24 protein-coding genes are annotated in these 22609 nt (G+C 39.6%); 4 read left to right on the plus strand and 20 right to left on the minus strand.

The genetic code is table 11. The annotated features are described in order from the left end of the window. Positions 1-18 precede the first annotated feature (18 nt). From pgaC to MN869_RS03495, 6 genes are all read right to left on the minus strand, one after another. Positions 19-1275, minus strand: a complete 1257-nt coding sequence (pgaC, locus tag MN869_RS03470; RefSeq protein WP_004801493.1) for a poly-beta-1,6-N-acetyl-D-glucosamine synthase — start codon at positions 1273-1275, stop codon at positions 19-21. 13 nt (positions 1276-1288) lie between these two features. Further along, on the minus strand, positions 1289-3286 hold the full coding sequence (gene pgaB, locus MN869_RS03475; RefSeq protein WP_033134292.1) for a poly-beta-1,6-N-acetyl-D-glucosamine N-deacetylase PgaB: 1998 nt from the start codon (positions 3284-3286) through the stop codon (positions 1289-1291). A gap of 255 nt (positions 3287-3541) precedes the next feature. Then, the gene (locus MN869_RS03480; protein ID WP_004801498.1) at positions 3542-3943 is read right to left on the minus strand and encodes a hypothetical protein; all 402 of its coding nucleotides are present in this window, start codon (positions 3941-3943) and stop codon (positions 3542-3544) included. Between the two features lie 368 nt (positions 3944-4311). Next, positions 4312-4653: an FKBP-type peptidyl-prolyl cis-trans isomerase gene (locus MN869_RS03485; RefSeq protein WP_004652009.1), complete on the minus strand. Its 342-nt coding sequence runs from the start codon at positions 4651-4653 to the stop codon at positions 4312-4314. Positions 4654-4683: 30 nt separating this feature from the next. Then, a complete protein-coding gene (locus MN869_RS03490; RefSeq protein WP_033134293.1) occupies positions 4684-5214 on the minus strand; it encodes a YaeQ family protein in 531 nt (176 codons plus the stop codon). A gap of 54 nt (positions 5215-5268) precedes the next feature. Beyond that, complete coding sequence (locus MN869_RS03495) at positions 5269-6303, minus strand: GTP-binding protein (protein WP_005322830.1); 1035 nt, start codon at positions 6301-6303, stop codon at positions 5269-5271. Between the two features lie 479 nt (positions 6304-6782). Here MN869_RS03495 and MN869_RS03500 point away from each other — a divergent pair, with 479 nt between their 5' ends. Next, a complete protein-coding gene (locus tag MN869_RS03500; protein ID WP_004801506.1) occupies positions 6783-6977 on the plus strand; it encodes a hypothetical protein in 195 nt (64 codons plus the stop codon). A 139-nt stretch (positions 6978-7116) separates the two neighbouring features. Here the strand turns inward: MN869_RS03500 and MN869_RS03505 are convergent, their stop codons facing one another. From MN869_RS03505 to MN869_RS03515, 3 genes are all read right to left on the minus strand, one after another. Beyond that, entirely contained in the window at positions 7117-7638 is a 522-nt protein-coding gene (locus MN869_RS03505) for an acyl-CoA thioesterase (RefSeq protein ID WP_004801507.1), read from the minus strand. A gap of 216 nt (positions 7639-7854) precedes the next feature. Continuing rightward, on the minus strand, positions 7855-8478 hold the full coding sequence (locus MN869_RS03510; protein ID WP_004801510.1) for a MarC family protein: 624 nt from the start codon (positions 8476-8478) through the stop codon (positions 7855-7857). A gap of 73 nt (positions 8479-8551) precedes the next feature. Continuing rightward, the gene (locus MN869_RS03515) at positions 8552-8962 is read right to left on the minus strand and encodes a J517_1871 family lipoprotein (protein WP_033134294.1); all 411 of its coding nucleotides are present in this window, start codon (positions 8960-8962) and stop codon (positions 8552-8554) included. Between the two features lie 301 nt (positions 8963-9263). On the opposite strand from MN869_RS03515, the gene MN869_RS03520 reads away from it, so the two are divergent. Beyond that, entirely contained in the window at positions 9264-9599 is a 336-nt protein-coding gene (locus MN869_RS03520; RefSeq protein ID WP_033134295.1) for a hypothetical protein, read from the plus strand. Positions 9600-9767: 168 nt separating this feature from the next. Here the strand turns inward: MN869_RS03520 and MN869_RS03525 are convergent, their stop codons facing one another. Together MN869_RS03525 and MN869_RS03530 are read right to left on the minus strand one after the other, a co-directional pair. Continuing rightward, on the minus strand, positions 9768-10655 hold the full coding sequence (locus MN869_RS03525) for an ArgP/LysG family DNA-binding transcriptional regulator (RefSeq protein WP_033134296.1): 888 nt from the start codon (positions 10653-10655) through the stop codon (positions 9768-9770). A 114-nt stretch (positions 10656-10769) separates the two neighbouring features. Next, the gene (locus MN869_RS03530) at positions 10770-11933 is read right to left on the minus strand and encodes an MFS transporter (RefSeq protein ID WP_033134297.1); all 1164 of its coding nucleotides are present in this window, start codon (positions 11931-11933) and stop codon (positions 10770-10772) included. Between the two features lie 551 nt (positions 11934-12484). Between MN869_RS03530 and MN869_RS03535 the strand changes: the two genes are divergently transcribed. Next, positions 12485-13081 (plus strand): LysE/ArgO family amino acid transporter, encoded by a 597-nt coding sequence (locus MN869_RS03535; RefSeq protein WP_033134298.1) that lies wholly within the window; start codon positions 12485-12487, stop codon positions 13079-13081. Between the two features lie 213 nt (positions 13082-13294). Then, positions 13295-14566, plus strand: a complete 1272-nt coding sequence (locus MN869_RS03540) for a tyrosine-type recombinase/integrase (protein ID WP_004699746.1) — start codon at positions 13295-13297, stop codon at positions 14564-14566. A gap of 21 nt (positions 14567-14587) precedes the next feature. Here MN869_RS03540 and MN869_RS20465 read toward each other — a convergent pair whose 3' ends face one another. The 9 genes from MN869_RS20465 to MN869_RS03580 all read right to left on the minus strand — a co-directional run bounded on the left by MN869_RS20465 (position 14588) and on the right by MN869_RS03580 (position 22602). Next, on the minus strand, positions 14588-14758 hold the full coding sequence (locus tag MN869_RS20465; RefSeq protein ID WP_323807942.1) for a hypothetical protein: 171 nt from the start codon (positions 14756-14758) through the stop codon (positions 14588-14590). A gap of 145 nt (positions 14759-14903) precedes the next feature. Further along, a complete protein-coding gene (gene trxB / locus MN869_RS03545) occupies positions 14904-15854 on the minus strand; it encodes a thioredoxin-disulfide reductase (protein ID WP_004699744.1) in 951 nt (316 codons plus the stop codon). Between the two features lie 18 nt (positions 15855-15872). Continuing rightward, positions 15873-16577, minus strand: coding sequence for an arsenical resistance protein ArsH (gene arsH / locus MN869_RS03550; protein WP_004699742.1), 705 nt, complete (start codon positions 16575-16577; stop codon positions 15873-15875). A 5-nt stretch (positions 16578-16582) separates the two neighbouring features. Next, on the minus strand, positions 16583-17623 hold the full coding sequence (arsB, locus tag MN869_RS03555; protein ID WP_004699740.1) for an ACR3 family arsenite efflux transporter: 1041 nt from the start codon (positions 17621-17623) through the stop codon (positions 16583-16585). 7 nt (positions 17624-17630) lie between these two features. Then, positions 17631-18104: an arsenate reductase ArsC gene (locus MN869_RS03560; protein WP_004699737.1), complete on the minus strand. Its 474-nt coding sequence runs from the start codon at positions 18102-18104 to the stop codon at positions 17631-17633. A 6-nt stretch (positions 18105-18110) separates the two neighbouring features. Then, positions 18111-18431 (minus strand): metalloregulator ArsR/SmtB family transcription factor, encoded by a 321-nt coding sequence (locus MN869_RS03565; protein ID WP_004699734.1) that lies wholly within the window; start codon positions 18429-18431, stop codon positions 18111-18113. A gap of 59 nt (positions 18432-18490) precedes the next feature. Then, positions 18491-18925, minus strand: coding sequence for an arsenate reductase (glutaredoxin) (gene arsC / locus MN869_RS03570; protein ID WP_004699732.1), 435 nt, complete (start codon positions 18923-18925; stop codon positions 18491-18493). A gap of 146 nt (positions 18926-19071) precedes the next feature. After that, on the minus strand, positions 19072-19434 hold the full coding sequence (locus MN869_RS03575) for a copper-binding protein (RefSeq protein WP_004699729.1): 363 nt from the start codon (positions 19432-19434) through the stop codon (positions 19072-19074). Between the two features lie 33 nt (positions 19435-19467). Next, positions 19468-22602, minus strand: a complete 3135-nt coding sequence (locus tag MN869_RS03580; RefSeq protein WP_243306879.1) for an efflux RND transporter permease subunit — start codon at positions 22600-22602, stop codon at positions 19468-19470. Positions 22603-22609 lie beyond the last annotated feature (7 nt).

Here is a 22609-nt window from a genome sequence, read left to right on the forward strand (position 1 = left end):
AAATGAATCTTTTAGGATTCAACGAATTCCACGATCTGGGCTAATCCAACGGGCACGCTTCTCATCATTACGCAACAGTACCTTTGGAAAGGCGACGATTGTAGCAGTAATTGTGATCAACCAAAACACAAACGGGTACCAAATCATCCAATAATAATTTTTCCCAAGGTTTGGTTCATAACGACTATCCATCCATTTGCTTAAAGCAAACTGAATTAAACAGGTCGCCCCCAATAAAATTCCACTACCGTAAGGTAAAAATGGCGAGCTCACCACCGCCAGTGCTGGAATTGCAAAGATAAAATGCAATAACCAGATGATCGCCATAATAAGCATCAAATATGACCAAACAAGTGTCAAACACAGTTCAAACATCAAAGGCCATAAAAAATTAAGCTTAGGCTTTAAAAACACATCAATATTTTTAACCAAGACCTGTGCGCCACCCATCGCCCAACGTAGACGCTGCTTCCATAAACCATTTAAGGTTTCTGGCATCAGGATCCACACCAAGGCATTTGGCTCAAAGCGCACATCCCAACCTGCACGCTGTAATTTCCAAGTGATGTCGATGTCTTCAGTCAACATGTTCGGTGACCAATAATCCACTTGATGTACTGCACTTTTACGAAAAGCGGTAATCACGCCCGATACGGTAAATAGACGACCAAAGGTTCGTTGTGCACGCTTGATCATACCGACAATCGAAGAGAACTCACCAACCTGAATGCGCCCAAGCAAGGTTGAACGTGTCCGAATACGCGGATTTCCAGTTACCGCTGCCACGGTTGGATCTTCCAAGAAATGACGCATCATCCATTTGGCAGCATGGGGATCAAGCAGAGCATCACCATCAATCCCGATCAGGAATTCTGCATCGGTCATCAAGCTACCCGCTTGTAGCCCCATTGCCTTGCCTTGGTTTTGTGCCAGATGTACCACACGTAATTTTTCATACTGTGTCGCCAATCGATCTAGCACTTCACCTGTATTGTCAGAACTACCATCATTAATCGCAATCACTTCAAAGTTAGGGTAATCCAGCTTAAGCGCATGGCTAATGGTTTCTTCAGCATTGTCCCCTTCATTAAAGCACGGCACTAAGACCGCAACTTTAGGATATTCAGCTAAAGCCGCAGGTTGCTGATAGGGAGGATCTTGACGCTCTCTCCAATAGAAAATGAGTGCCCCCACCATCCATAAATACGACATAAATAATGGATAGTAAAAAACAAACTTAATGGCATATGACCACAATAAAGCAATCCAACTCATCTACATTACTCGACTATGGTACTAATTGAGATGATTTTAGACCAAAAGCCTTACGCATTGTTTCAACATCTGGATGTCCTTTGATCGGATCATCTGGATAATAGGCCACATGCATTGCACCTTGTTCATATAAGGACTTAATCGTCGCAGCCATTTCTTCAGACGGCACTTTTTGGTCATTGCGCCAGTTTACCGCCTGTAACTCCATCACGGTCTTTTTAATACCGTTTGGATACTGCTTCACGCGATTCATGATATCTGAATAGAACTTAGCTGGATTGTCCGATTGCTCCATATAAGGCATTGCCATAATCGCAGTGAAATCATAACGATTCAGTGATTGCTCTAAAGATTGTGCATACCAGTTTTCTGCATAAGCATTTAAAGCCACCTGCGCATAAAGATTACGAGCAGTCACTAGGAATGGTTGATACTGACGAACCTCTCCTGCCAACTCCATTGCAAAATCATCTAAATAATTGGTTTTATAAGCCGTCCATTTTTGCAAATCGGCATCGTTATCACGAATTTTAGCAAGGTCAGTTGGTAAGCCTTGTTTGGCATACGCCGCCAACGCATCAGGACTGGCATCTTCATAATCTGACAAAGTCACGTCATCATGGAACAACAAGCCATCGAACGGCGTTGATTTAGCCAAATCCTGATAAATTTCTTTAATGGTTTGGCGCGCTTGTGGTGAAAATGGACTGAGACGAATATAGCCCATATTCAAATGTTCGCCTGCTTTGGCTTGTTGGGTTTCCACTAAATCTTTCGACACTGGATCAGTCTTAGGTAGTTCCCACGCCAAGAGTGGCATCCATGCGTATAAACGCTGAACTGGTGTACGGGTCTGGATTTGCCAAGCGACGCGGTTAAATAAGTCTGCACGCATTGGAATATGACGATTTGGGAAATACACCATATCGGCAGAACCGTTGGCATCTGGATCAGAAAAGGCCTGTAAATACACCGTATTTACGCCCATGCCATTAATACGGTCAATCAAATGATCGAGATTACGTTCTTGCTGCTTGGTATCTGGGTCATAAATGTAATCTAAATCGACATGCATAATTTTTTGCGGTCGATTGTTATCATTCAAATTCAATTCACGATTCTTAATCTCTTGTGCCAAAGCACTGGTCGACATATTGCCCTGAATCAAAATACGACTCATATTTTGAAGTGATTGCTTGGCATGATCTGCCCCATCATCCAAGGTAATGGTAATCGGCATCCCCAACTGTTTAGAGGTTTGTACCAACTGCATATTATAGCGACCATACGGCCAGACCATTACACGCGGTGAACGTAAACCATGTGATTTTAATAGCTCATTGTTCTTTTTTAAATCTTGATAAACACGGGCTTGATAAGCTGCATCACTTTCATAGCTCTTGGTTTTAGGGTCATAAATACGCGTAATCGCAGCAGGTTCCAGATTACCCTGCGGATTGCCATTAATGCCTTGATGTAAATGGTAACTGTGGCTGGCGATTTCAACCAAACCACTGTTCTGCATTTCCTTCAACTCATCCCAACTCAAGATTTTATTGCGCTCAATCAGCTCACCACCAAAATCAACTTTCTGGTCTGCTTTAGGTTCTAGCCAAGATCCGACCACAGCCAACACCACTGGAATTTTTTTTGCGCGAATAATCGGATAGGCATTTTGATAAAACGACTGATAGCCATCATCCACCGTCAGCAAAATAGGTTTCGTTGGTAATTTATATTTGCCTTGGTGTGCTTTGATCAATTGGTCGACATTAATAAAGTGATAGCCATTCTTTTTTAGCCAATCAATATGTTCACCAAATTGTTTGGCTGTCACAGCATAACTTGGAATCAAGGCATCTTTACGTTCTGTGATTTCATGATACCCAATGACCGTCAATGTGGTTGCATCAATTTTTGGATTTGCCGCAAAAGTTGTGGTGCAGGCAACCACCCCAAACACAAGACCTAAAACAGTTTTTAAAGTTGGGGACACTAAACGTGTTGTCATAGAGATATCGTCTCAAGATTAGAAATTCGCTGATCGCAGATCATGCCTGCATCATCTTACAATTTTATGGACAAATAAGATGTTTTTGATGGTCAGCTGGAAGTACGGATTGTATTTATAATTTTAAAAGCTGAAAATAAACTTAAATGTATTTTTTATGAAATCAATCACATTTTAATTGAATATTTTTTGGTAAGCACACCAACCCCTATTTCAAGATTTGAATTAGGGGCATTTAAGCATCCTTATACGAGATTAATATTGTATTAATTGAAAGTTAGGATGATCTGCAAGTTGCTGTAAATAGTGGCGCTCTTTTTGATAAAAATATTTATTCAGACGGTTCACCCATTCACCACGGCGGAAAGTCTGAATTTTTTTGTGCACCCCATCATAGTCCAATAACACCACATTGCTATCATTTTCGCCGACTGCCAAACGCGTGATTTTATAGTCATGCGGCGCATACTGATGCGAAGGCTGTAAAGATCTGAGGATTTCAACCTTATAATCCCCATCCATCCAGTAGTGTTTGTCCGTTAGCGCTTTTTCATTCACCCAAAAACCAGTCTGGGCGCCATCATGGGTATCAATCAGAAAAAAATGATCTAACTCTCTTAATAGTTCTGATGCAGTGATATCCAAATAATCATTCATATCGACCTCTACTCACTCAAATTCTTATCATTACTTTTTGCGACATTTTTTATCATCGATGAACTATAGCTGACTTACCCCCATCAACTTAGAATCACCTGAAGCACAACATTTCACACCCTGAAAATACAGATTGATGCTTTAACAATAAGGGACATCGAAAAATTGCTCTTTTAACTCAAAGATATACAGGACTGTATACAGAATCAATATATTTTTCTTGGGCTGTAATAAAATTCAGATGAAAGAAATGTTTTTAAAATCAAAATCTTATTATACAATTATCAATATTATTTTATCTTTATGATTTTAAAGCGATTTAGTCTAAAAATAAACCAAACCGCTTCGATTTACTCAATCAAAACTGGTTATTCGTCGCGTGTTTTTACGTCGAACAGTTCAATTTCGAAAGTCAGATTGGCATTGGCTGGAATGATCTTGCCCATTTTACGTGAGCCATAGGCCAAATGTGCAGGCACAATCAGCTTACGCTTTCCCCCCACACGCATGCCCATAATGCCCTGATCCCAACCTTTAATCACACGACCGGTACCAATCACGGTTTCAAAGTAGTTGCCACGATCTAAAGACGAGTCAAACTTGGTTCCATCTTCCAACCAACCAGTATAATGAGTCGTGATTAAAGCACCACGAACCGCTTCTTTGCCTTCACCTACTTTCAAGTCAATGATTTCTAATTCTGCGCTCATTGCTATCTCTCCACATCACTCAAACTAAAATTATTGCAATTGTTGCCACTGGATGTCGACTTGGCCTTTGTCACTTAACAAAGTCCATTCGCCATCCATAATATTCAACTGCAATTGCATGGTACGTTCGCATAAGCTCTCAAGTGCCTGCGTAGTTTGTGGGGCCAATTGCCACACTTGCACATTACTCAAGGTTTTAATCTTGGTGTTTTTCTGCCACCAATCGTCTGACTGAGAACCATAAGTCACAACTGCAACATTCTTACAACGTGCACTGGCCTTTTTCACTTTATCTTCAGATGGACAGCCCACTTCGATCCATTGCTCTAGCAGTCCGGTCAGATCTTTTTGCCATAACGCTGGCTCATCTGTTTCAAATAAGTCTTTGGTGAACTCTAGGCGTTCATCGGCAAACCGTGCATAAGCCAGAATACGAACCATTAAACGTTCAATGGTTTCAGAAGGATGCTGAGCAAGTGTGAGCTGATAATCGGCATAGATATGCTCATCCATATTGGCAATATTGAGGTCTGCCTTATATATCGTTGCTTTTAACGCCATAAACTAAACTCTTAAATACAGTGTTCTCAAATTTGGCGCTAAGCATACTCTATTTTACCGAGAAGCATGTGCGATTTGATCAAGTTGATCATCAATCGGATCGATACGGCACTGCAATAATTCTGTTTCAAAAGCCAACCAGTCACGTGTTGACTGACAAATCACCTCAATTCGATTATCAATGCTCTCCTCGGCCGACTTATAGTTAAACTGCTGCGGATTAAAATTAAAACTTTTCCAACCTAGATCGGTATTAAAAATTCCTTTAATTCGTACCCAGTCTTGTTGCGCACACAACACATCTAATAAATCATGAAAATTAAATTGCCAGCGTTTCGGCAATTTCCAACCTGCGACCGTATAACCCTGAGCCGTTTCAACATAATGATAAGGGAGTTGCTTTATTTCTGGCGTCTGTTCAATAGCTTGTGTTTGCTGCAATCTTAATAAGGGTTGGATCTTACGTTGTACAGGTTGCTGCTGAATATCCAATTGTTGCATATCCACCTGCCCATTTTCGGCTTCAACCCAATACTGGACATAGGTTTCATATTCTTGTTTTAAAGCCGCATAGGCTTGATGATCTGCGGCTGTCATACAGTCGATATGCGACAACACCACAATTTGAGCCGCTTTTAATTGATCGCTATATAAATTCTGTTTGACCCAATCCTGATCATGTAGACGACTCCCATCTACAACTATCACCAAAGCTCGCATTGCCAAGCTCGTTTGCCAATGCGGTTCAGTCAATTGCTCCAATAATTGTGCTGGATGCCCTAAGCCCGTTGGTTCAATAAATAATCGATCAGGTTTGCTTTCACTGAGTAAGCGAGAAAGTGCAATCTGCATCGGTAATTGACTACTACAACACAGGCAGCCCCCCAACAACTCTTTCACCGCATAGCCTTGTTGCTGGGTTATCAGTTGTTGGTCAACCCCAATTTGCCCAAACTCATTCATCAGAATCGCCCAAACTTCATGCTCAGGCTTTTGAGTGAGTAAATGCTGCAATAATGTGGTCTTACCTGCCCCTAAAAAGCCAGAAATAATATGAGTGGGAACTGTTTTGGGAGCAATAACCTTCACGATCGACTCGCATTGAAAATTTATTTCATTTTAAAGCGAAAAATTGATGAAATAAAATAAAGAATGATCTCCCTCTATAATTAGACTTAAAAGCCATTAAATAAAAATAAAGAGATATTTATCACATATTAAATCTAAAAATCTTATTTAAAAATAAGATATAAATGGTTTATTCAATTAATAAATTTTTAGAAAATGAAGACTAGTGTTTAAAACACGTAAAACAATAGATTATTTTTTAACCATAAAAACATATTTACATACATTTTAATCCTTAATTTCTTCATGATGTTTTACATAGCAACTACATAAAGCGATTCAATATTTCATATTGTTAAGATAGACGTAATAGATTGTTAAGAACATTGCCGCAAATACGTTTGGCACATAGCATGGACCTCATGCCGAAATTGAGAGATTGGGATTAACCGAATCCTCCTATTGCGGTTGTTATTTTAAATGAAATAAGGATGCCAAACATGAAATTTATCAAAACTGTTCTTGCGACTACACTTACTCTTGCTGCAGCTTCTACATTTGCAGCACCAGTAGAACAACAAACTGAAGAAAAAGTTGTTGTTTCAACTCAAGAGCAACCTGAAACTCAAGGTCAAGCTGCAACTGATGCAACAGCAACTGAAGCACCTGCATCTACACCGGCACCAACAAACTAATCAGATCTTAAGGTTCCTCCAGACCCTTTAGACCCACATTTATAATGATTTAAAATTTATTTCATTACAAATGTAAAAAAAGATCGAACCATGCTGCGGTTCGATCTTTTATTTTTTGAATAAGCTCTGCATTAAAAAATTAGCATTGAGTGGTTTTCTTAAACATGCTGCATGAAGGCTGATGAACTTCTTGTAAACGTGTCGCCTTACGCTGCTCTGCGGCTTCAAAGCGACAACGCTTCCATTCTGTATCTAGATTTAATTGTGGTACTTCTTTTGGCTTACGCTGTTCATCCACTGCAACCATAGTGAAATAACAAGTATTGGTATGGCGGATGGTACGCTTCTGAATATTTTGCGCTTCAACACGAATACCAATTTCCATCGAAGTGCGCCCAACATGATTCACGCTGGCCAAAAAGGTCACTAGCTCACCAACATAAATTGGTTCTTTGAAATTAACACGATCAACAGATAAAGTCACAACATAGCTGCCTGAGTATCGGCTTGCACAAGCATAAGCAACTTGATCAAGTAGCTTTAAAATCGTTCCACCATGAACATTACCTGAAAAGTTGGCCATATCAGGTGTCATCAAAACGGTCATTGTCAGCTCTGACTGGTCGTCAGGTGCTTGGTTTGCTTGATCTAATTGATACATGGGAAGAGCTCATAGAGAATACAACATGATTATTATCGTTTATTCATGGGTATAAACATATGCGCAAAACGATAAAACATCATCAATTCTTTTTATGATCTTGTTATTGTTTAATTCAAAATAATGACATCCCAAGTATTTTTGATTCAATGCATCCTCAAAAGAAAGAGAATGTTTGAAAATACCTGAGATGTAGGAATCTGGGTTTAATACAATTCAACTCAGATTAGCTGAACGAATCAGCCCAATGATACCGTTTACAATCATATCAATTGCGATCGTACCGATCAGTAAAGCAGATAAACGTCCGACAATATCAAAATAGCGATCGATATATTTTGCATGTTTATAGCGTAAATGGTCATGACCAAACTTCATCAGGATCAAAATACTACAGGTTAGAATCAAGGTAATTGCAATAACAGCTATTGCCCCAGTAAAAGGTACACTTACCCCTGTCACTACCGCCGCACTAATTGTGCCTGGACCGATCATAAATGGCATCGCGATGGTACCCGCCAAATGCTCAGGCGCCCCCCGCATCTCACCAATGGTTTCAGCCCCTTGGAACACATAGCGATAACCGATCACCAAGAAAATTAGACCACCAAAAATTTGAAAAGATTCGAAACGAACATTTAAATAGCGACTAAAAATATTCTCACCGCCCCAGGCAAATAGAATAAATACCCCGAAGGCGATCAAACTGCCCTGTATCAAGGCTTTACTAAATACCTTTGCATCGGTATTACGGATCATCCCGACCATGTAAACACTCATCAGAAAGGGATTGAGCAATGAGAAAAATAATGCAAACGCATGAATATAAGGAGAAAACATAACGGTCTCTTTAATCTGCGGAAAATTTTAACTGCCTGCAATCACAGGCAAGGTTTAGAATCGCAATACAAAATTAATTTAGGGCTTGCTTACACCCCACAGTGGCATTCTTTAACGCATCATCTTTATTCAGATCAAAATTAACCCCTAATCCCAATAGACTCATGTGAATGTTGGCCTTGCTGTTATTCAACGCTTTGACTTTAAACTTAACCCCTTTATCACTGTATAGGGTGTTATCAACCAACTTTACCCGATAAGACATGACTTCCTTACGGTCATCCATACACAGCATCCCAATGCCTTGACGGTTCAGACTTAACGCGACTGATGCAGCACCCGCTTCACCGGTCCAACTTCCTGAAAATGGGATCTGTGTTGTACTGAGTTGGTTAAATTGAGCAGGAGACATCGTTGTGATCGAAGTACAACCAACCAAACCCAATACCAAAATCGCGGGTAGTAAAATATTCTTCACAACCATTACCTAAACCGATCAAAATCAAATAATTGTTACCATTTTCCCATATTAAGGCCTTTTTTGATTTGTACCGCATGTATATGACTAGTATTGGAAATGTAAAAAACATTAAATAAGTCTGTGATATCACAGTTATATTCAAGTTTTATTCAGAGAGCAAACCAAAACCTCTAATAAAGTATTTAATTCTTTAAAGCAAAATAATCTGAATCAATGCATAAATAATTCATCATCAAAAATAATAAATTTTTCTTGATTTTTAGTTCAATCATCTGTAGATTTTCTTTTTGAGCGAGTAATTCAAATGAATTTCCAATCTATATTTGAAACGTTTCAAACTCTTCCAAATGGAACGGATGCCTACCAACAATTAAAACATCAATGTGAACAAGCCATTGTCGCTGCTGAGCACCCGCTTGAACACAACGCTTTATTCCTCATTTATGGTTTTGCAAAAAACTATGTCCTACTTTATGAAGATCAAGCTGTCACGCCAGTTTTCGCAGACAAAGTTAAAGCACAAATTGTCGCTTATATGCATGAACTCAATGAGGCATTAACTACGAAAGATGCCAGCAGCATATTAAGCGCCTTAAATCATGTTTCTAAACAATATATTGGAAGCTCTAGAATTTTCTAATCATTTCCGTCCAATATAATATTCAGACTTGTTTTAGTTTTGACATTACTTCTAAACATTTATTAGGTTTAATTTCACCTATTAAACGTTTTAGAAGTAATGTTAGCTCATGCATTTAAAATCTTGCTCTATACACGATATAATAATTTTTATTGTTATTCTCTCATCTTAGGCCAAAATTAATCGAGCGTGATTTACAATATGCTCTGTCAAAAGCTGTAATGGCTTTGATTGTTGATTCCAATGATGCCAATACAGTGGAATATCAACGCTAATATCAGGCAATAACCCAACCAATACTTCTGCTTTATTTTCAATATTCAGTTGCAGCTCGGGCACCATGCCATAGCCTAACCCCAATTTAATGGCGGTCACAAAAGACTCTGATGATGGAATTAAATGACAAGGATAAGTACCTTTCATCAATCCATAGTTTTTTTCCAGAACATCAAAATGCATACGGTCTTTTTCATTAAAAATAATCGCAGGTGCAGCACGTAAAGTTTCTCGATGAACACCTTCTGCAAACCATTTCCGTCTAAATTGCGCTGTCGCCATCATTTGATAACGCATCAAACCTAAATATTGCGCACGGCAACCGCGCATGGGTTGATCTTCAATTGAAATACAGGCACTCACCGTCCCCTTTTCTAATAATGAATAGGTATGAGACTGGTCATCTGTTCTCAGCTCAATCACAATCTTTTCTTTGAGTAACACATCCTTTAGTGCAGGAAGCAACCATGTCGCTAAAGAGTCTTCATTTGAACCAATCACAGTCTTAAAAAAATGTGATTCTCCTCCACCAGTTAAACCATGAAGTAAGTTTTGTTCTAAACGTCGGATGTGCTGTATGTGTTCGAAGATTTGCTGACCTGCTTGTGTTAAGACACAAGGACGACCACGAATCAGCAGTAGCTGGCCTAATTCTTTTTCAAGTGCTTGCACCCTTAATGTCACCGCTGATGCAGTAATACAGAGCTTGGCACCTGCCTGTTCGAAGCTTCCATGTTCCGCAACTGCAAAGAAGGCTTCACATTGTTTATTGTCCAGCATAAGAACCTTAGAAAAATTTAGGAAAATTCAAACAGCCTTAATCTTACTAAATTTTAAAAATAAAAAAAGATGATCATGACCCGTACAAAATAGCTTTGCCCTGATTGATATAGATCAAACCAGTCTTTTTCTTAAATAGATAATACTGAGTAAGGCAAATGCCAAACCAATAAAGGACGGCGCATAACCAAAAGGCGTTGCCAGCAGCCCAACGATGACCGCACCCGCTACTGCGCCGCCATAATTAAAAATATTAACACGAGCAATAATTTCATCGCGTCGGCTTTCATCCAAACGACCTACAGCAGAATATGTAAGTGGAACCAAAGCACCTACGGCAACACCAGCCAATGCAAAACCCCAAATAACGGTCACTAATGAATGGCTGATTCCAGACAATACACATCCGAATGCCCCGATCAGGAGCGTGACCAAAGCAATCCATGTCGCTGTTTTAAATTGCAGTAAATAATCAAGACTTAAGCGTGTGAGTAGAATTCCAATTTGATAAGCGGCATACCCTAAAGGAGCAATGGTTGCCGAACTTGCCAAAACATCTTTGAGATAAATTGAACTCCATGTACTAATTGCAGAATCGACAGTAAACACAATCAAAATAATCAGCCCAAAAGTAAGAAGCTGTTGATATGGAATCGCTGGCTTATCTTGCAGATGTATGTCTGAACATTGTTTTTGCTGAAATAACCAGTGTTTAGAAAGTTGCGAGGTGATGAAGGCAATCGCCACTGCAATGCATAATGCTGTCGTTGCTCCAAGTGCTGTTGAAACGGTGGCTGACATAATCAATGCCCCTAAAAATGCCGCCGCGGTATAACATGCAAAGAAACCACCAAATACACTTTTACCAAGCCGTTGTTCCATGATAACTGCTTGCATATTCAGTGCTGCATCTAAACAGCCTAATCCAAGTCCATAAAGCAAAAAACTCGCAATCATGAGGATTACATTTGGACTAAATGCAGCAATTGCTATTCCTAGTGCTTCAAAAATAAAGCCAGTCACAACAGCAAGTCGTGAGCCAAGCTTGACTGCGATACGATCAGCTAAAATTGAACCGAGCGCTGCTGCAATGCATACCCCTAGAATAATTAGAGATAACTGATCATCTGAAAGTCTGAATCGACCTTTTATTGTGGGGAGTGCTGTCATCACGGTCGCATAGCCAAGGCCTTGTGTGGCAAAACCGAGTGCAATCACTTTCCGTGTTTTGCTGAGCATCAGATTGTTTTCATTATGAATATTATGATTGAGGTCCATGCCTGACTCACTGCATTATTTTAAATATGTGCTTGGATATTCCATCGAGCACTTCCTGTGTCACTTGTTTTTAATTTTGATCTGAAACAATTCTAAAAATAAGGGCAATAATTGAAAAACAAGGGGGGAAATTCGGACAATAAGATTAAGCAGCTTTGTTACATCACCCGACCTCTAAGCACTTATTCAGTCATATCCATCTCAGATAAATAAAGCTATCGCTAAAATCTAAGGTATACCCCATTGGCTTTTACTCTGAATACCTCATAGCAGTCTATTCAAAATGTCCCTTTTCAGCGACAGCAAAAAATGCTTCACCTTGTTTAGTGTCCAAGATCATACCTTAAAAAAATTTAACCAAACCAAAACAATCTTAATTTTACTGACTTTTATAAATAAAAAAAGATAATAGCAAACAGTAAATTTTTAATGGAAAAAAGCATCTAACACTTGATCTAAGCGTTAGACGAACTGCCTTTGCCTAAGCTTATGCACGTTGTTTTCCAGCCAAAGCCAGCACAAACCACCCTATATGATTGAGGAACCAAAATATGACTGCATTTTTCTATGGGCTTGGTATTGGCTTTTCTTTAATTTTAGCCATTGGCGCGCAAAATGCTTTTGTTCTAAAACAAGGCTTAAAGCAACAGCATGTTTTTTGGGTCTGTTTGATCTGTGCACTTTCGGATTCTATCTTGATTTATTTAGGGGTCATGGGCTTTTCAAAAATCGTGATTGACTTCCCTTTGATCGTTACCATTGCCAAATACTTTGGTGCTGCTTTTCTATTTTTATATGGACTTCGAAATTTTTACTCAGCCATCAACAATAGCTCTGCACTCAACCCCAGTGAAATTGAAAAAGACTCATTGCTTAAAATCATTGGAATGTGCTTGGCCTTCACCTGGCTGAATCCACATGTCTATCTAGACACCGTGATTCTGGTTGGTTCGATTTCAGTTCAGTTTGCAGATCATCTGTATTTGTTTGCAGCTGGAACCATACTTTCTTCATGGATCTTCTTTTTCGCTTTAGGCTATGGCGCAAAAGTTTTATTGCCTTGGTTTAAAAAGGCCAGTTCATGGAGAATTCTAGATGTTGTTGTTGGACTGATGATGTGGGCAATTGCAACCAAGTTATTAATCTAAAACACAGAGAAATAAAAAAGCCCTTATTTTCATAAGGGCTTTTTCGTATTTGGCGGAAGCGGTGTCCGTCTAACACCAATCCTAAGAAGTCCAATCCAATATTATAAATTAATATTTTTCAATTAATTACAATTACACCCATCCAACTCAGTCTTGTCTAATCCGACTATTTCCAGTATTTTATGAGGGGTAATTTGAGGGGTAGACAATAACATGCCAAAGAAAGCTAAAGAGCTATCTGCGCTTAGTGTAGCAAAAATTAAAGAGACTGGTCGATATCACGTAGGTGGTGTTGATGGTCTTTGTTTAAACGTCGAAGGAACTTCCCGTGTCTGGATTTTACGTGCGGTGGTGGGAAAACATCTGGATAAAGATGGAAAATTAAAACCTCATCGACGTGATATTGGTATTGGTCCATACCCTGAAGTTTCTTTAGCTGAAGCTCGTGCTAAAGCCACTGAATTAAAATTACAAATACGAAGTGGTATTGATCCAATTGTCCATCAACAGGAACAGCTTGCAAAGCTTCATGTTCAGCAACTACGGAACAAAACATTCATGGAATGTGCAAAAGTTGTTATTGCCAATAAAACCCGTGAACTCAAAAATGAAAAACATATTGGACAATGGTCATCAACACTAGAAACTTATATTTACCCAACTTTGGGCAATCTTACTATTAGTAACATTACCAAAGCCGATATTGCTGAAGTTTTAAGACCTATTTGGGTTGAGAAAAACGAAACAGCCAAACGTATCCGTGGTCGTATAGAAACCATTTTTGATTATGCCAAAGCAATGGGATATTTTGAGGGTGACAACCCTGCCGAATGGAAAGGCAATCTTGAACCTATATTAGGTAATTTAAAGCAGGAATCACGCCCTCACCCATCCCTGCCCTATGAACAGGTTGCTGAGTTTATCCAACACTTAAGACAGAAAAAAGGAATTTCACCAAAAGCTCTGGAATTTGCAATTTTAACCGCCTGTCGCTCTGGTGAGATTTTTGGGGCGAAATGGCAGGAAATTGATTTTAAGAATAAAGTCTGGATTATTCCTAAAGAACGTATGAAAGCAGAAAAGGAACATCATGTGCCTTTGTCGAAAGAAGCGATAAGTTTGCTTGAATCAATTCAAAATCATACTCTAATTCAAGATTTCATCTTCCCTGCGCCACGGAGTGGTGAGATGCTTTCTGATATGTCTTTGACGACCCTAATCAAACGACTGCATGAGCAAAAGCTTAAAGAAAATGGCTTAGGCTATATTGATCCCAAACAAAACCGAGTCATTACAACGCATGGCTTTCGGTCTACTTTCCGTGATTGGTCGGCAGACAAAACAGATTACCGTAGAGAAGTGTGTGAACATGTTCTCGCACACAAACTTCCAGATAAGGTTGAAGCTTCTTATTTACGTGGAGGCTATTTAGAAAAACGTAAAGGCTTAATGGCTGATTGGGCAACATATATCATGCACAAATAGCCTGAAGCCATGTGGTACAGCTCAAAAAAGTACAATCCCAATTACAAAAACACTTAATATAAAAATAAGAGATAAAGGAATTTTATCTCTTATAAATCTGAATTTTAATTGCTCATCCATCCAACTAATTTGATGTTCCCAAAAGAATTTGTAATGAGCATACCAATTACTAAAAAGGATCTGCTTACTTATCCCACACTCGCTTTAAGTAAGCGAATCCGAAATAGAGAAACGCTGGCGTAACACTATAAGTAGCTAAATAAAAAAACAATATAGAAAATCTAACTCCACCCATGAGAGGTGGAGTTAGCTTGATTTATTTCAGTGAATGTATTGATTATTCTTGATTGTCTAAATACTTTTCAGCATCCAATGCTGCCATACAACCCGAACCAGCCGAGGTAATCGCTTGACGATAAATACTGTCTGCCACATCACCCGCAGCAAATACACCCTCGATAGATGTAGCTGTTGCATTACCCGTAGTTCCACTTTGGACTTGGATATAGCCATCACGTAGGTTCAATTGACTTTCAAACATTCCTGTATTGGGTTTATGTCCAATCGCAACAAACAAGCCTTGCACTTGAACATCTTGGATACTTGCATCTTGAGTGGATTTAATACGTACCGCCGTTACACCTGTGTTGTCACCTAAAACCTCATCAACTTGATGGTTCCAAATAATGCTGATTTTGCCCTCTTTTTCTTTGGCAAAAAGATGGTCTTGCAAAATCTTTTCAGAACGCAGACTGTCACGACGGTGTACCAGTGTCACATGTGCAGCGATATTTGACAGATATAAAGCTTCCTCAACCGCAGTGTTACCACCACCAACCACCATGACATTTTGGTTTTTATAGAAGAAACCATCACAGGTTGCACAGGCACTCACACCCTGCCCCATGAAAGCTGCCTCTGACTCAAGACCTAGATATTGAGCCGTTGCACCTGTTGCAATAATCAGTGCATCACAAGTATATTCACCCATGTCACCTTTGAGTACGAATGGGCGAGTTTTGAGATCCACCTCATTGATGTGATCATAGACCATTTCTGTACCAAAGCGTTCTGCATGCGCCTGCATACGCTCCATGAGTACAGGACCAGTTAAGCCCTCAGCATCGCCAACCCAATTATCAACTTCAGTCGTTGTTGTTAATTGCCCGCCTAATTGTAGTCCAGCAATCAATGTTGGTTTGAGGTTGGCACGAGCTGCATATACGGCTGCACTATAACCCGCAGGTCCCGAACCTAAAATAATTAAACGAGAATGTTGATTTTGCATTTAATTTTCTCCAGCATTCTACAAACTTCGCTGATTAACACGTTTTGATAATTCTTCAGCAGATTCTTTACGCTCAGAATAACGATCAGTTAAATACTGACTTTGCCCCCGTGTCAGCAAGGTGAATTTATACAGCTCTTCCATCACATCCACGATACGGTCGTAATACGATGATGCTTTCATTCGCCCATCTTCTTCAAACTCTAAAAATGCTTTTGGAATTGAAGACTGATTCGGAATCGTGATCATCCGCATCCAACGCCCTAAAATACGCATTTGATTGACACTATTGAAAGATTGCGAACCACCACTGACTTGCATTAGTGCCAGTGTTTTTCCTTGAGTGGCACGAATCGCACCACCTGCCAATGGAATCCAATCTATCTGTGACTTAAAGATCGAACTCATTGAACCGTGACGTTCAGGCGAACACCACACCATGCCCTCTGACCATGCCAAAAGCTCATGTAGTTCTTTTGCTTTTGGGTGTTCCATATCCGCATCTTCTGGCAAAGGTAGCCCTTTCGGATGAAAAATTTTAACCTCAGCACCAAACTGTTCCAAGATTCGACCTGCTTCCATCACGGCTAAACGACTATACGAACGCTCACGGTTAGAACCATATAACAACAAAATACGTGGCGCATGATCTAACGATTTAGCTTGAACTTTTTCCAAAGTTGGCTGTTCAAGTAGCTCCATATCAACATTAGGAAGATTCATTACAATTACACCGATTTAAAATACTTTTTTCTGAGCCATAGAGACACACTCACTAAAGCGATCAATACAGGTACTTCAACTAAAGGACCAATCACGGTGGTAAATGCCACAGGTGAAGCCAAACCAAAGGTTGCAATCGCTACAGCCAAAGCCAACTCAAAGTTATTACCAGCAGCCGTGAAAGAAATTGCTGTGGTTTTAGGATAGTCATTGCCCATCCATTTACTCATAAAGAAGCTGATGAAAAACATCACAATAAAATAAATCGTGAGTGGGATTGCGATACGCAGAACATCCAATGGTAAGCTCACTACATCACCACCTTTTAGGCTAAACATTGCCACGATGGTAAAAAGAAGTGCCAATAAACTGAGTGGGCTGATCTTGGGTAAAAAGACATTTTGATACCAATCTAAGCCTTTGGCTTTGACCAAAACCAAACGAGTCAAGAAACCAAGAAGAAATGGAATCCCCAAGTAAACCAACACCGCATGGGTAATCGTCCAGAAATCAACATTGATCACTTGCCCTGCAATACCGAAATAGGGTGGCAAGAATGTGAGGAACAGCCAAGCATAGGTACTAAAAAACAGAATCTGGAAAATACTATTGAATGCCACCAACGCTGCTACATATTGGTTATCACCACAGGCTAAACCATTCCACACCAAGACCATTGCAATACAGCGAGCCAAACCGATCAGGATCAAGCCTGTCATGTACTCTGGATAGCTATGTAAAAAAATAATTGCTAATGCAAACATTAATACAGGCGCAATCACCCAGTTCTGCACCAAAGACAAAGTTAAGGTTTTCTTGTCTTTAAACACTTGTGGCAAAGTAGCATAGTCCACTTTGGCTAAAGGTGGATACATCATCAGAATCAAACCAATCGCAATTGGAATATTGACGGAATCCACACTCATTTTGTCTAAAGTAACGGAAGCTTGCGGAAAGAACACACCTATCGCAATCCCCAATGCCATGGCGATAAAAATCCATAGAGTGAGGTTACGATCTAGAAAAGATAATCTTTGTTGAGCCATGATGTTCTCATTCAATATGCGAAATTTGATTGATTGCTGCAATCAAATCTGGGCGAGACATATGAGTTGTATCTAGTGCCAATAAAGCGTCTAAGCGGCGGTTGATATGATCAACAGTAACTTGGAATGCTTTTAATTTTTCTTCTTTCGGCAAATCTAAATGTGAAGGATCAGCCAAGCCCCAATGTGCCTTAATCGCTCCACCTAAATAAAGTGGACACGCTTCTTGAGCTGCTGAATCGCAAACAGTAATCACGACGTCAGGTTGATATTGTTCGCAGTCATCAATGGTTTTACTCCACAAACCATCTGTTGAGAGACCAAGATTTTCTAAAGTTTCTATAGTCAATGGATGTACTTGCCCTGATGGCTTACTACCTGCACTGTATGCTTTCCATCCTTCAGGCGCACGACTGTTAAAAAGGACTTCTGAGAGGATGCTACGGCAACTATTTCCAGTACACAAAAAAAGAAATTTCATATTCTATTACTCACAATAGCTATTTATTTGGATATTTTGGGAATCTTTATTTACTATGGTTTGACTGCTTACCAAAAGATTCAGAACGTCATGGCACCACATTGGTAATTGCGGATTAATGCTGTAATACACCCATTGGCTTTGTCTCCTGTCCTGTAAGAGACCAGAAGAACGCAATAACGCTAAATGCCTAGAAATCTTTGGCTGACTCAGTTGCAACTTTTCAGTCAAATCACAAACACATAATTCTTTATTCTCAGCGACTAAAGTCACGATATTTAGTCGAGTTTCATCTGATAAGCATTTAAAAAAATTAACTTGGTCCATTCTTAACTCCCATTCACTTATTTGGATATGCGGATAATCACATACAAAAAGTAAAATTTTTAATTCACTCGTTGACCATTTTCATCAATCACTTTTTCACCATCCTCTTTCGTAAAGGCACCCTTCTGAGGTAATGGTAGAATATCTAAGACAACTTCAGAAGGACGGCTTAAGCGAGTGCCTAATTCAGTAACAACAAATGGTCGATTAATCAATATTGGATGATCAAGCATAAAACTAAGTAACTGCTCATCACTCAAATCACTACGATCAAGGTCTAAATCCCGATAAGGATCTACATTCTGGCGAATGGCCTCTCTTACTGTTAATTTTGCATCCTGAATCAATTTAACTAATTCGTCATGACTAGGTGGTGTAATGAGATATTCAATCACAGTTGGCTCAATCCCTGTATTACGGATCAAAGCCAAAGTGTTGCGAGATGTCCCACAAGCTGGGTTGTGATAAATCGTCACAGTTGATGAAGTTGTCATCGAATTGAGCTCTTTTGATAATTTATAATATCTTTATATTCGAATTACCATATATATGCAATACCATATGTTTTGTTTTTTATTAGAGAATAAGGCTCTTTTGAAAAGAACCTCATTACTATCAAAATTCTATCTACTAAATCATCCTATTTTTTTAACTTAGCAGCTACGACTGTGTATGTTTCTCCCTCAGCCTTTAATTCAAAATCAACTTTTTGCCCTACTGCAAGCCCATTCAATAATGCAGGATCAGCAACTTTAAAGCCCATGGTCATCGCAGGCCATTTAATCGCAGGAATTGCCTCATGATCGAGTGTCAAAATATTTTCTTTCGTATCAATAGCCGTAATCACTCCAACTGCTTGAGTTGTCGTTGCTGTAGATGATTCTTTACTCATCTGCTCCATAGGCGCTTCCGCTTTCTTTTGCTCTGACGCCTCATTTTTACTACATGCACTTAACGCAGTAACAGTGGCAACAAGAGCGACAATTTTAATAAATTTAAACATAATAAAACCTCTTTGAACGAAATAAGAAAACTATCAAGATTTTGATAGTTTTCTTTTGATTAAAAGCTGATATGCAGCGGGAATAACAAACATTGATAAAAGTGGAGCTGAAATCATGCCCCCAACCATAGGTAAAGCAATACGACTCATCAATTCAGTGCCCGTTCCAGTTCCTAAAAGGATAGGAATCAAACCCGCCAGAATGACAGCTACAGTCATCGCTTTAGGGCGAACCCGTAGTACTGCCCCTGTACGAAGGGCATCATTGAGTTGCTGCTCAGTTAAAGATGATAAATTTTGTTGAGCATGTTCTATCGCCTGCTTTAAATAAAACAACATGACCACTCCAAACTCTGCGGCAACACCGGCAAGTGCAATAAAGCCTACTGCAATGGCAATTGAGAAATTATAACCACTGAAATACATTGCCCAAATACCACCAATTAAAGCGAATGGTAGAGTCAGCATAATCAGAGCAGCATCTTGTACTTGTCTAAAAATCAGATACAGCAATAGAAAAATGATCATCAAAGTGATTGGTATTACTACCTTTAGGCGAGCATTTGCTCTTTCCATAAATTCAAATTGACCTGAATAACTAATACTCATACCCGCAGAGCGTTTCACTTGTTGGTCAATAGACTGTTTCAAATCCCGAACAACGGAGGCTAAATCACGTCCTTGTACATCAACATAGACCCAACCACTTGGACGAGCATTCTCACTTTTTAACATCGGAGGACCATCTGTGATTTGAATGTTGGCAACACTACTCAAAACAATTTGCTGACCTGATTCAGTCAGAATTGGTAAATTTCTTAATGCCTCAAGTGAATCTCGAATTTCTCGCGGATAACGTACATTAATAGGATACCTTGCTAACCCTTCAACAGTTTCACCAATATTTTCCCCACCAATTGCTGATGACACAATTTGCTGTACATCGGTGATATTGAGACCATAGCGTGCAGCTTCCATTCGATTAATATCGATATCAACATATCGCCCACCAGTGAGTCGTTCAGCTAAAGCTGAGCTAACACCGGGCACTTTTTTGGCAACCTGTTCAATTTGTTGTGCTACCCGATCAATATCTTGCAAATCATTTGCTGAAATCTTGATCCCGATTGGGCTTTTAACCCCGGTCGCCAACATATCAATTCTGTTACGAATAGGCGGCACCCAGATATTTGTTAAACCCGGTACTTGAACAGCTTTATCCAGTTCTTTTATCAACTTATCTGGTGTCATACCTGAACGCCATTCAGATCGTGGTTTAAACTGAATCGTGGTTTCAAACATTTCTAAAGGTGCAGGATCTGTAGCCGACTCTGCTCGCCCAGCTTTACCAAATACAGTGGCAACCTCTGGAACAGTTTTAATCATTCGATCAGTCTGTTGAAGTAATTCAGAAGCTTTTGCTGCGGACAATCCCGGTAAAGCTGAAGGCATATACAGTAAATCACCTTCATCCATATTAGGCAGGAACTCTCCACCTAATTGCGTTAAAGGAAAAAGACTGATAAGAAAAATGAGTAACGCACCTAATAACGTTGTCTTTGGATAAGCTAAGACTTTATCTAACATAGGACGGTATATTTTGATGAGAAAACGGTTTAATGGATTCCGTTGTTCAGATGGTAACTTCCCGCGAATCCAGTATCCCATCAAAACTGGAATCAATGTAATAGATAGCCCCGCAGCAGCAGCCATGGCATAAGTTTTAGTAAATGCCAATGGAGAGAACAATCGTCCTTCTTGTGCTTGCAAAGTAAAAATGGGAATAAAGGATAAAGTAATGATGAGTAAACAGAAAAATAAAGCAGGCCCAACCTCACTGGCAGAACGTGTAATGATGTCCCAACGCTCTTGTATTTCTAAAACTCGATCAGGATGTTCATGTTGCCAAGCTTCGATATGCTTATGTGCATTTTCGACCATAACCACAGATGCATCAACCATAGCACCAATCGCGATTGCAATCCCACCCAATGACATGATATTGGCATTTAGTCCCTGATAATACATCAATAAAAAGGCTGACAAGATTCCCAAAGGCAAAGAAACAATCGCAACCATTGCTGAACGTAAATGCCAGAGGAATAGCCCACAAACCAAAGCCACTACAATAAACTCTTCAATTAATTTATGGCTGAGATTCTCTACCGCCCGATCAATCAATTGACTGCGGTCATACACAGAAACAACTTGTACACCTTTCGGTAGACTTTGTTGTAATTCAGCAAGTTTTTCTTTTACAGCAGTAATGGTTTCACGTGCATTTTTACCAGCACGTAAAATCACAACACCTCCAACAGTTTCCCCTTGTCCATTGAGTTCAGTAATTCCACGACGCATTTCAGGACCGAGTTGAATCGTTGCAACATCTCCAAGAGTGATTGGAACACCTAAATCGTTTGTACGTAACGGAATCTGCCGAAAATCTTCTAATGTTTTTAAATAACCTGAAGCTCTCACCATATATTCAGTTTCAGCCATTTCTAGGACTGAACCGCCAGTTTCCTGATTTGCCTTTTGAATTGCTTCAATTATGCTTCGCTGAGTTATACCGAATGCTGCCATTTTGGTTGGGTCTAAAACAACTTGATATTGTTTAACCATCCCCCCAATTGTGGCGACCTCAGCCACATTTGGTACTGTCTTCAGTTCATACTTCAAAAACCAATCTTGTATGCTTCGCAGTTGTGAGAGATCATGTTGCCCTGTTGGATCAACCAAAGCATATTCGTAGATCCAACCAACACCTGTAGCATCTGGTCCTAATGAAGATTTTGCATTTGCAGGCATTCTTTCTTGTATTTGATTGAGATATTCCAATACACGAGAACGTGCCCAATAAAGATCAGTATGTTCATCAAAAATGACATAAACAAACGAATCACCAAAAAAAGAATAGCCCCGAACAGCTTTAACACCGGGTACTGATAACATGGTCGTTGTTAAAGGATAAGTCACCTGATTTTCAACAATTTGTGGTGCTTGACCGGGAAAATTAGTTCGCACAATCACTTGTACATCAGACAGATCTGGCAAAGCATCAACCGGAGTATTCTTGACAGCCCAAGTTCCCCAAACGGCAAGAACTACAGCAGCTAATAAGACAAATACTCGATTTGTAATTGAAAAACGAATAATACGGGCGATCATAATGGTT

This window comes from Acinetobacter sp. NIPH1876, assembly GCF_022808535.1.
Lineage (GTDB): Bacteria > Pseudomonadota > Gammaproteobacteria > Pseudomonadales > Moraxellaceae > Acinetobacter > Acinetobacter higginsii.

What these genes read in the sequence shown, in the direction of transcription:
- pgaC (WP_004801493.1), bottom strand. Translation starts at nt 1,275, where the DNA reads ATGAGTTGGATTGCTTTATTGTGGTCATATGCCATTAAGTTTGTTTTT.
- pgaB (WP_033134292.1), bottom strand. Translation starts at nt 3,286, where the DNA reads ATGACAACACGTTTAGTGTCCCCAACTTTAAAAACTGTTTTAGGTCTT.
- MN869_RS03480 (WP_004801498.1), bottom strand. Translation starts at nt 3,943, where the DNA reads ATGAATGATTATTTGGATATCACTGCATCAGAACTATTAAGAGAGTTA.
- MN869_RS03485 (WP_004652009.1), bottom strand. Translation starts at nt 4,653, where the DNA reads ATGAGCGCAGAATTAGAAATCATTGACTTGAAAGTAGGTGAAGGCAAA.
- MN869_RS03490 (WP_033134293.1), bottom strand. Translation starts at nt 5,214, where the DNA reads ATGGCGTTAAAAGCAACGATATATAAGGCAGACCTCAATATTGCCAAT.
- MN869_RS03500 (WP_004801506.1), top strand. Translation starts at nt 6,783, where the DNA reads ATGAAATTTATCAAAACTGTTCTTGCGACTACACTTACTCTTGCTGCA.
- MN869_RS03505 (WP_004801507.1), bottom strand. Translation starts at nt 7,638, where the DNA reads ATGTATCAATTAGATCAAGCAAACCAAGCACCTGACGACCAGTCAGAG.
- MN869_RS03510 (WP_004801510.1), bottom strand. Translation starts at nt 8,478, where the DNA reads ATGTTTTCTCCTTATATTCATGCGTTTGCATTATTTTTCTCATTGCTC.
- MN869_RS03515 (WP_033134294.1), bottom strand. Translation starts at nt 8,962, where the DNA reads ATGGTTGTGAAGAATATTTTACTACCCGCGATTTTGGTATTGGGTTTG.
- MN869_RS03520 (WP_033134295.1), top strand. Translation starts at nt 9,264, where the DNA reads ATGAATTTCCAATCTATATTTGAAACGTTTCAAACTCTTCCAAATGGA.
- MN869_RS03525 (WP_033134296.1), bottom strand. Translation starts at nt 10,655, where the DNA reads ATGCTGGACAATAAACAATGTGAAGCCTTCTTTGCAGTTGCGGAACAT.
- MN869_RS03530 (WP_033134297.1), bottom strand. Translation starts at nt 11,933, where the DNA reads ATGGACCTCAATCATAATATTCATAATGAAAACAATCTGATGCTCAGC.
- MN869_RS03535 (WP_033134298.1), top strand. Translation starts at nt 12,485, where the DNA reads ATGACTGCATTTTTCTATGGGCTTGGTATTGGCTTTTCTTTAATTTTA.
- MN869_RS03540 (WP_004699746.1), top strand. Translation starts at nt 13,295, where the DNA reads ATGCCAAAGAAAGCTAAAGAGCTATCTGCGCTTAGTGTAGCAAAAATT.
- trxB (WP_004699744.1), bottom strand. Translation starts at nt 15,854, where the DNA reads ATGCAAAATCAACATTCTCGTTTAATTATTTTAGGTTCGGGACCTGCG.
- arsH (WP_004699742.1), bottom strand. Translation starts at nt 16,577, where the DNA reads ATGAATCTTCCTAATGTTGATATGGAGCTACTTGAACAGCCAACTTTG.
- arsB (WP_004699740.1), bottom strand. Translation starts at nt 17,623, where the DNA reads ATGGCTCAACAAAGATTATCTTTTCTAGATCGTAACCTCACTCTATGG.
- MN869_RS03560 (WP_004699737.1), bottom strand. Translation starts at nt 18,104, where the DNA reads ATGAAATTTCTTTTTTTGTGTACTGGAAATAGTTGCCGTAGCATCCTC.
- MN869_RS03565 (WP_004699734.1), bottom strand. Translation starts at nt 18,431, where the DNA reads ATGGACCAAGTTAATTTTTTTAAATGCTTATCAGATGAAACTCGACTA.
- arsC (WP_004699732.1), bottom strand. Translation starts at nt 18,925, where the DNA reads ATGACAACTTCATCAACTGTGACGATTTATCACAACCCAGCTTGTGGG.
- MN869_RS03575 (WP_004699729.1), bottom strand. Translation starts at nt 19,434, where the DNA reads ATGTTTAAATTTATTAAAATTGTCGCTCTTGTTGCCACTGTTACTGCG.
- MN869_RS03580 (WP_243306879.1), bottom strand. Translation starts at nt 22,602, where the DNA reads ATGATCGCCCGTATTATTCGTTTTTCAATTACAAATCGAGTATTTGTC.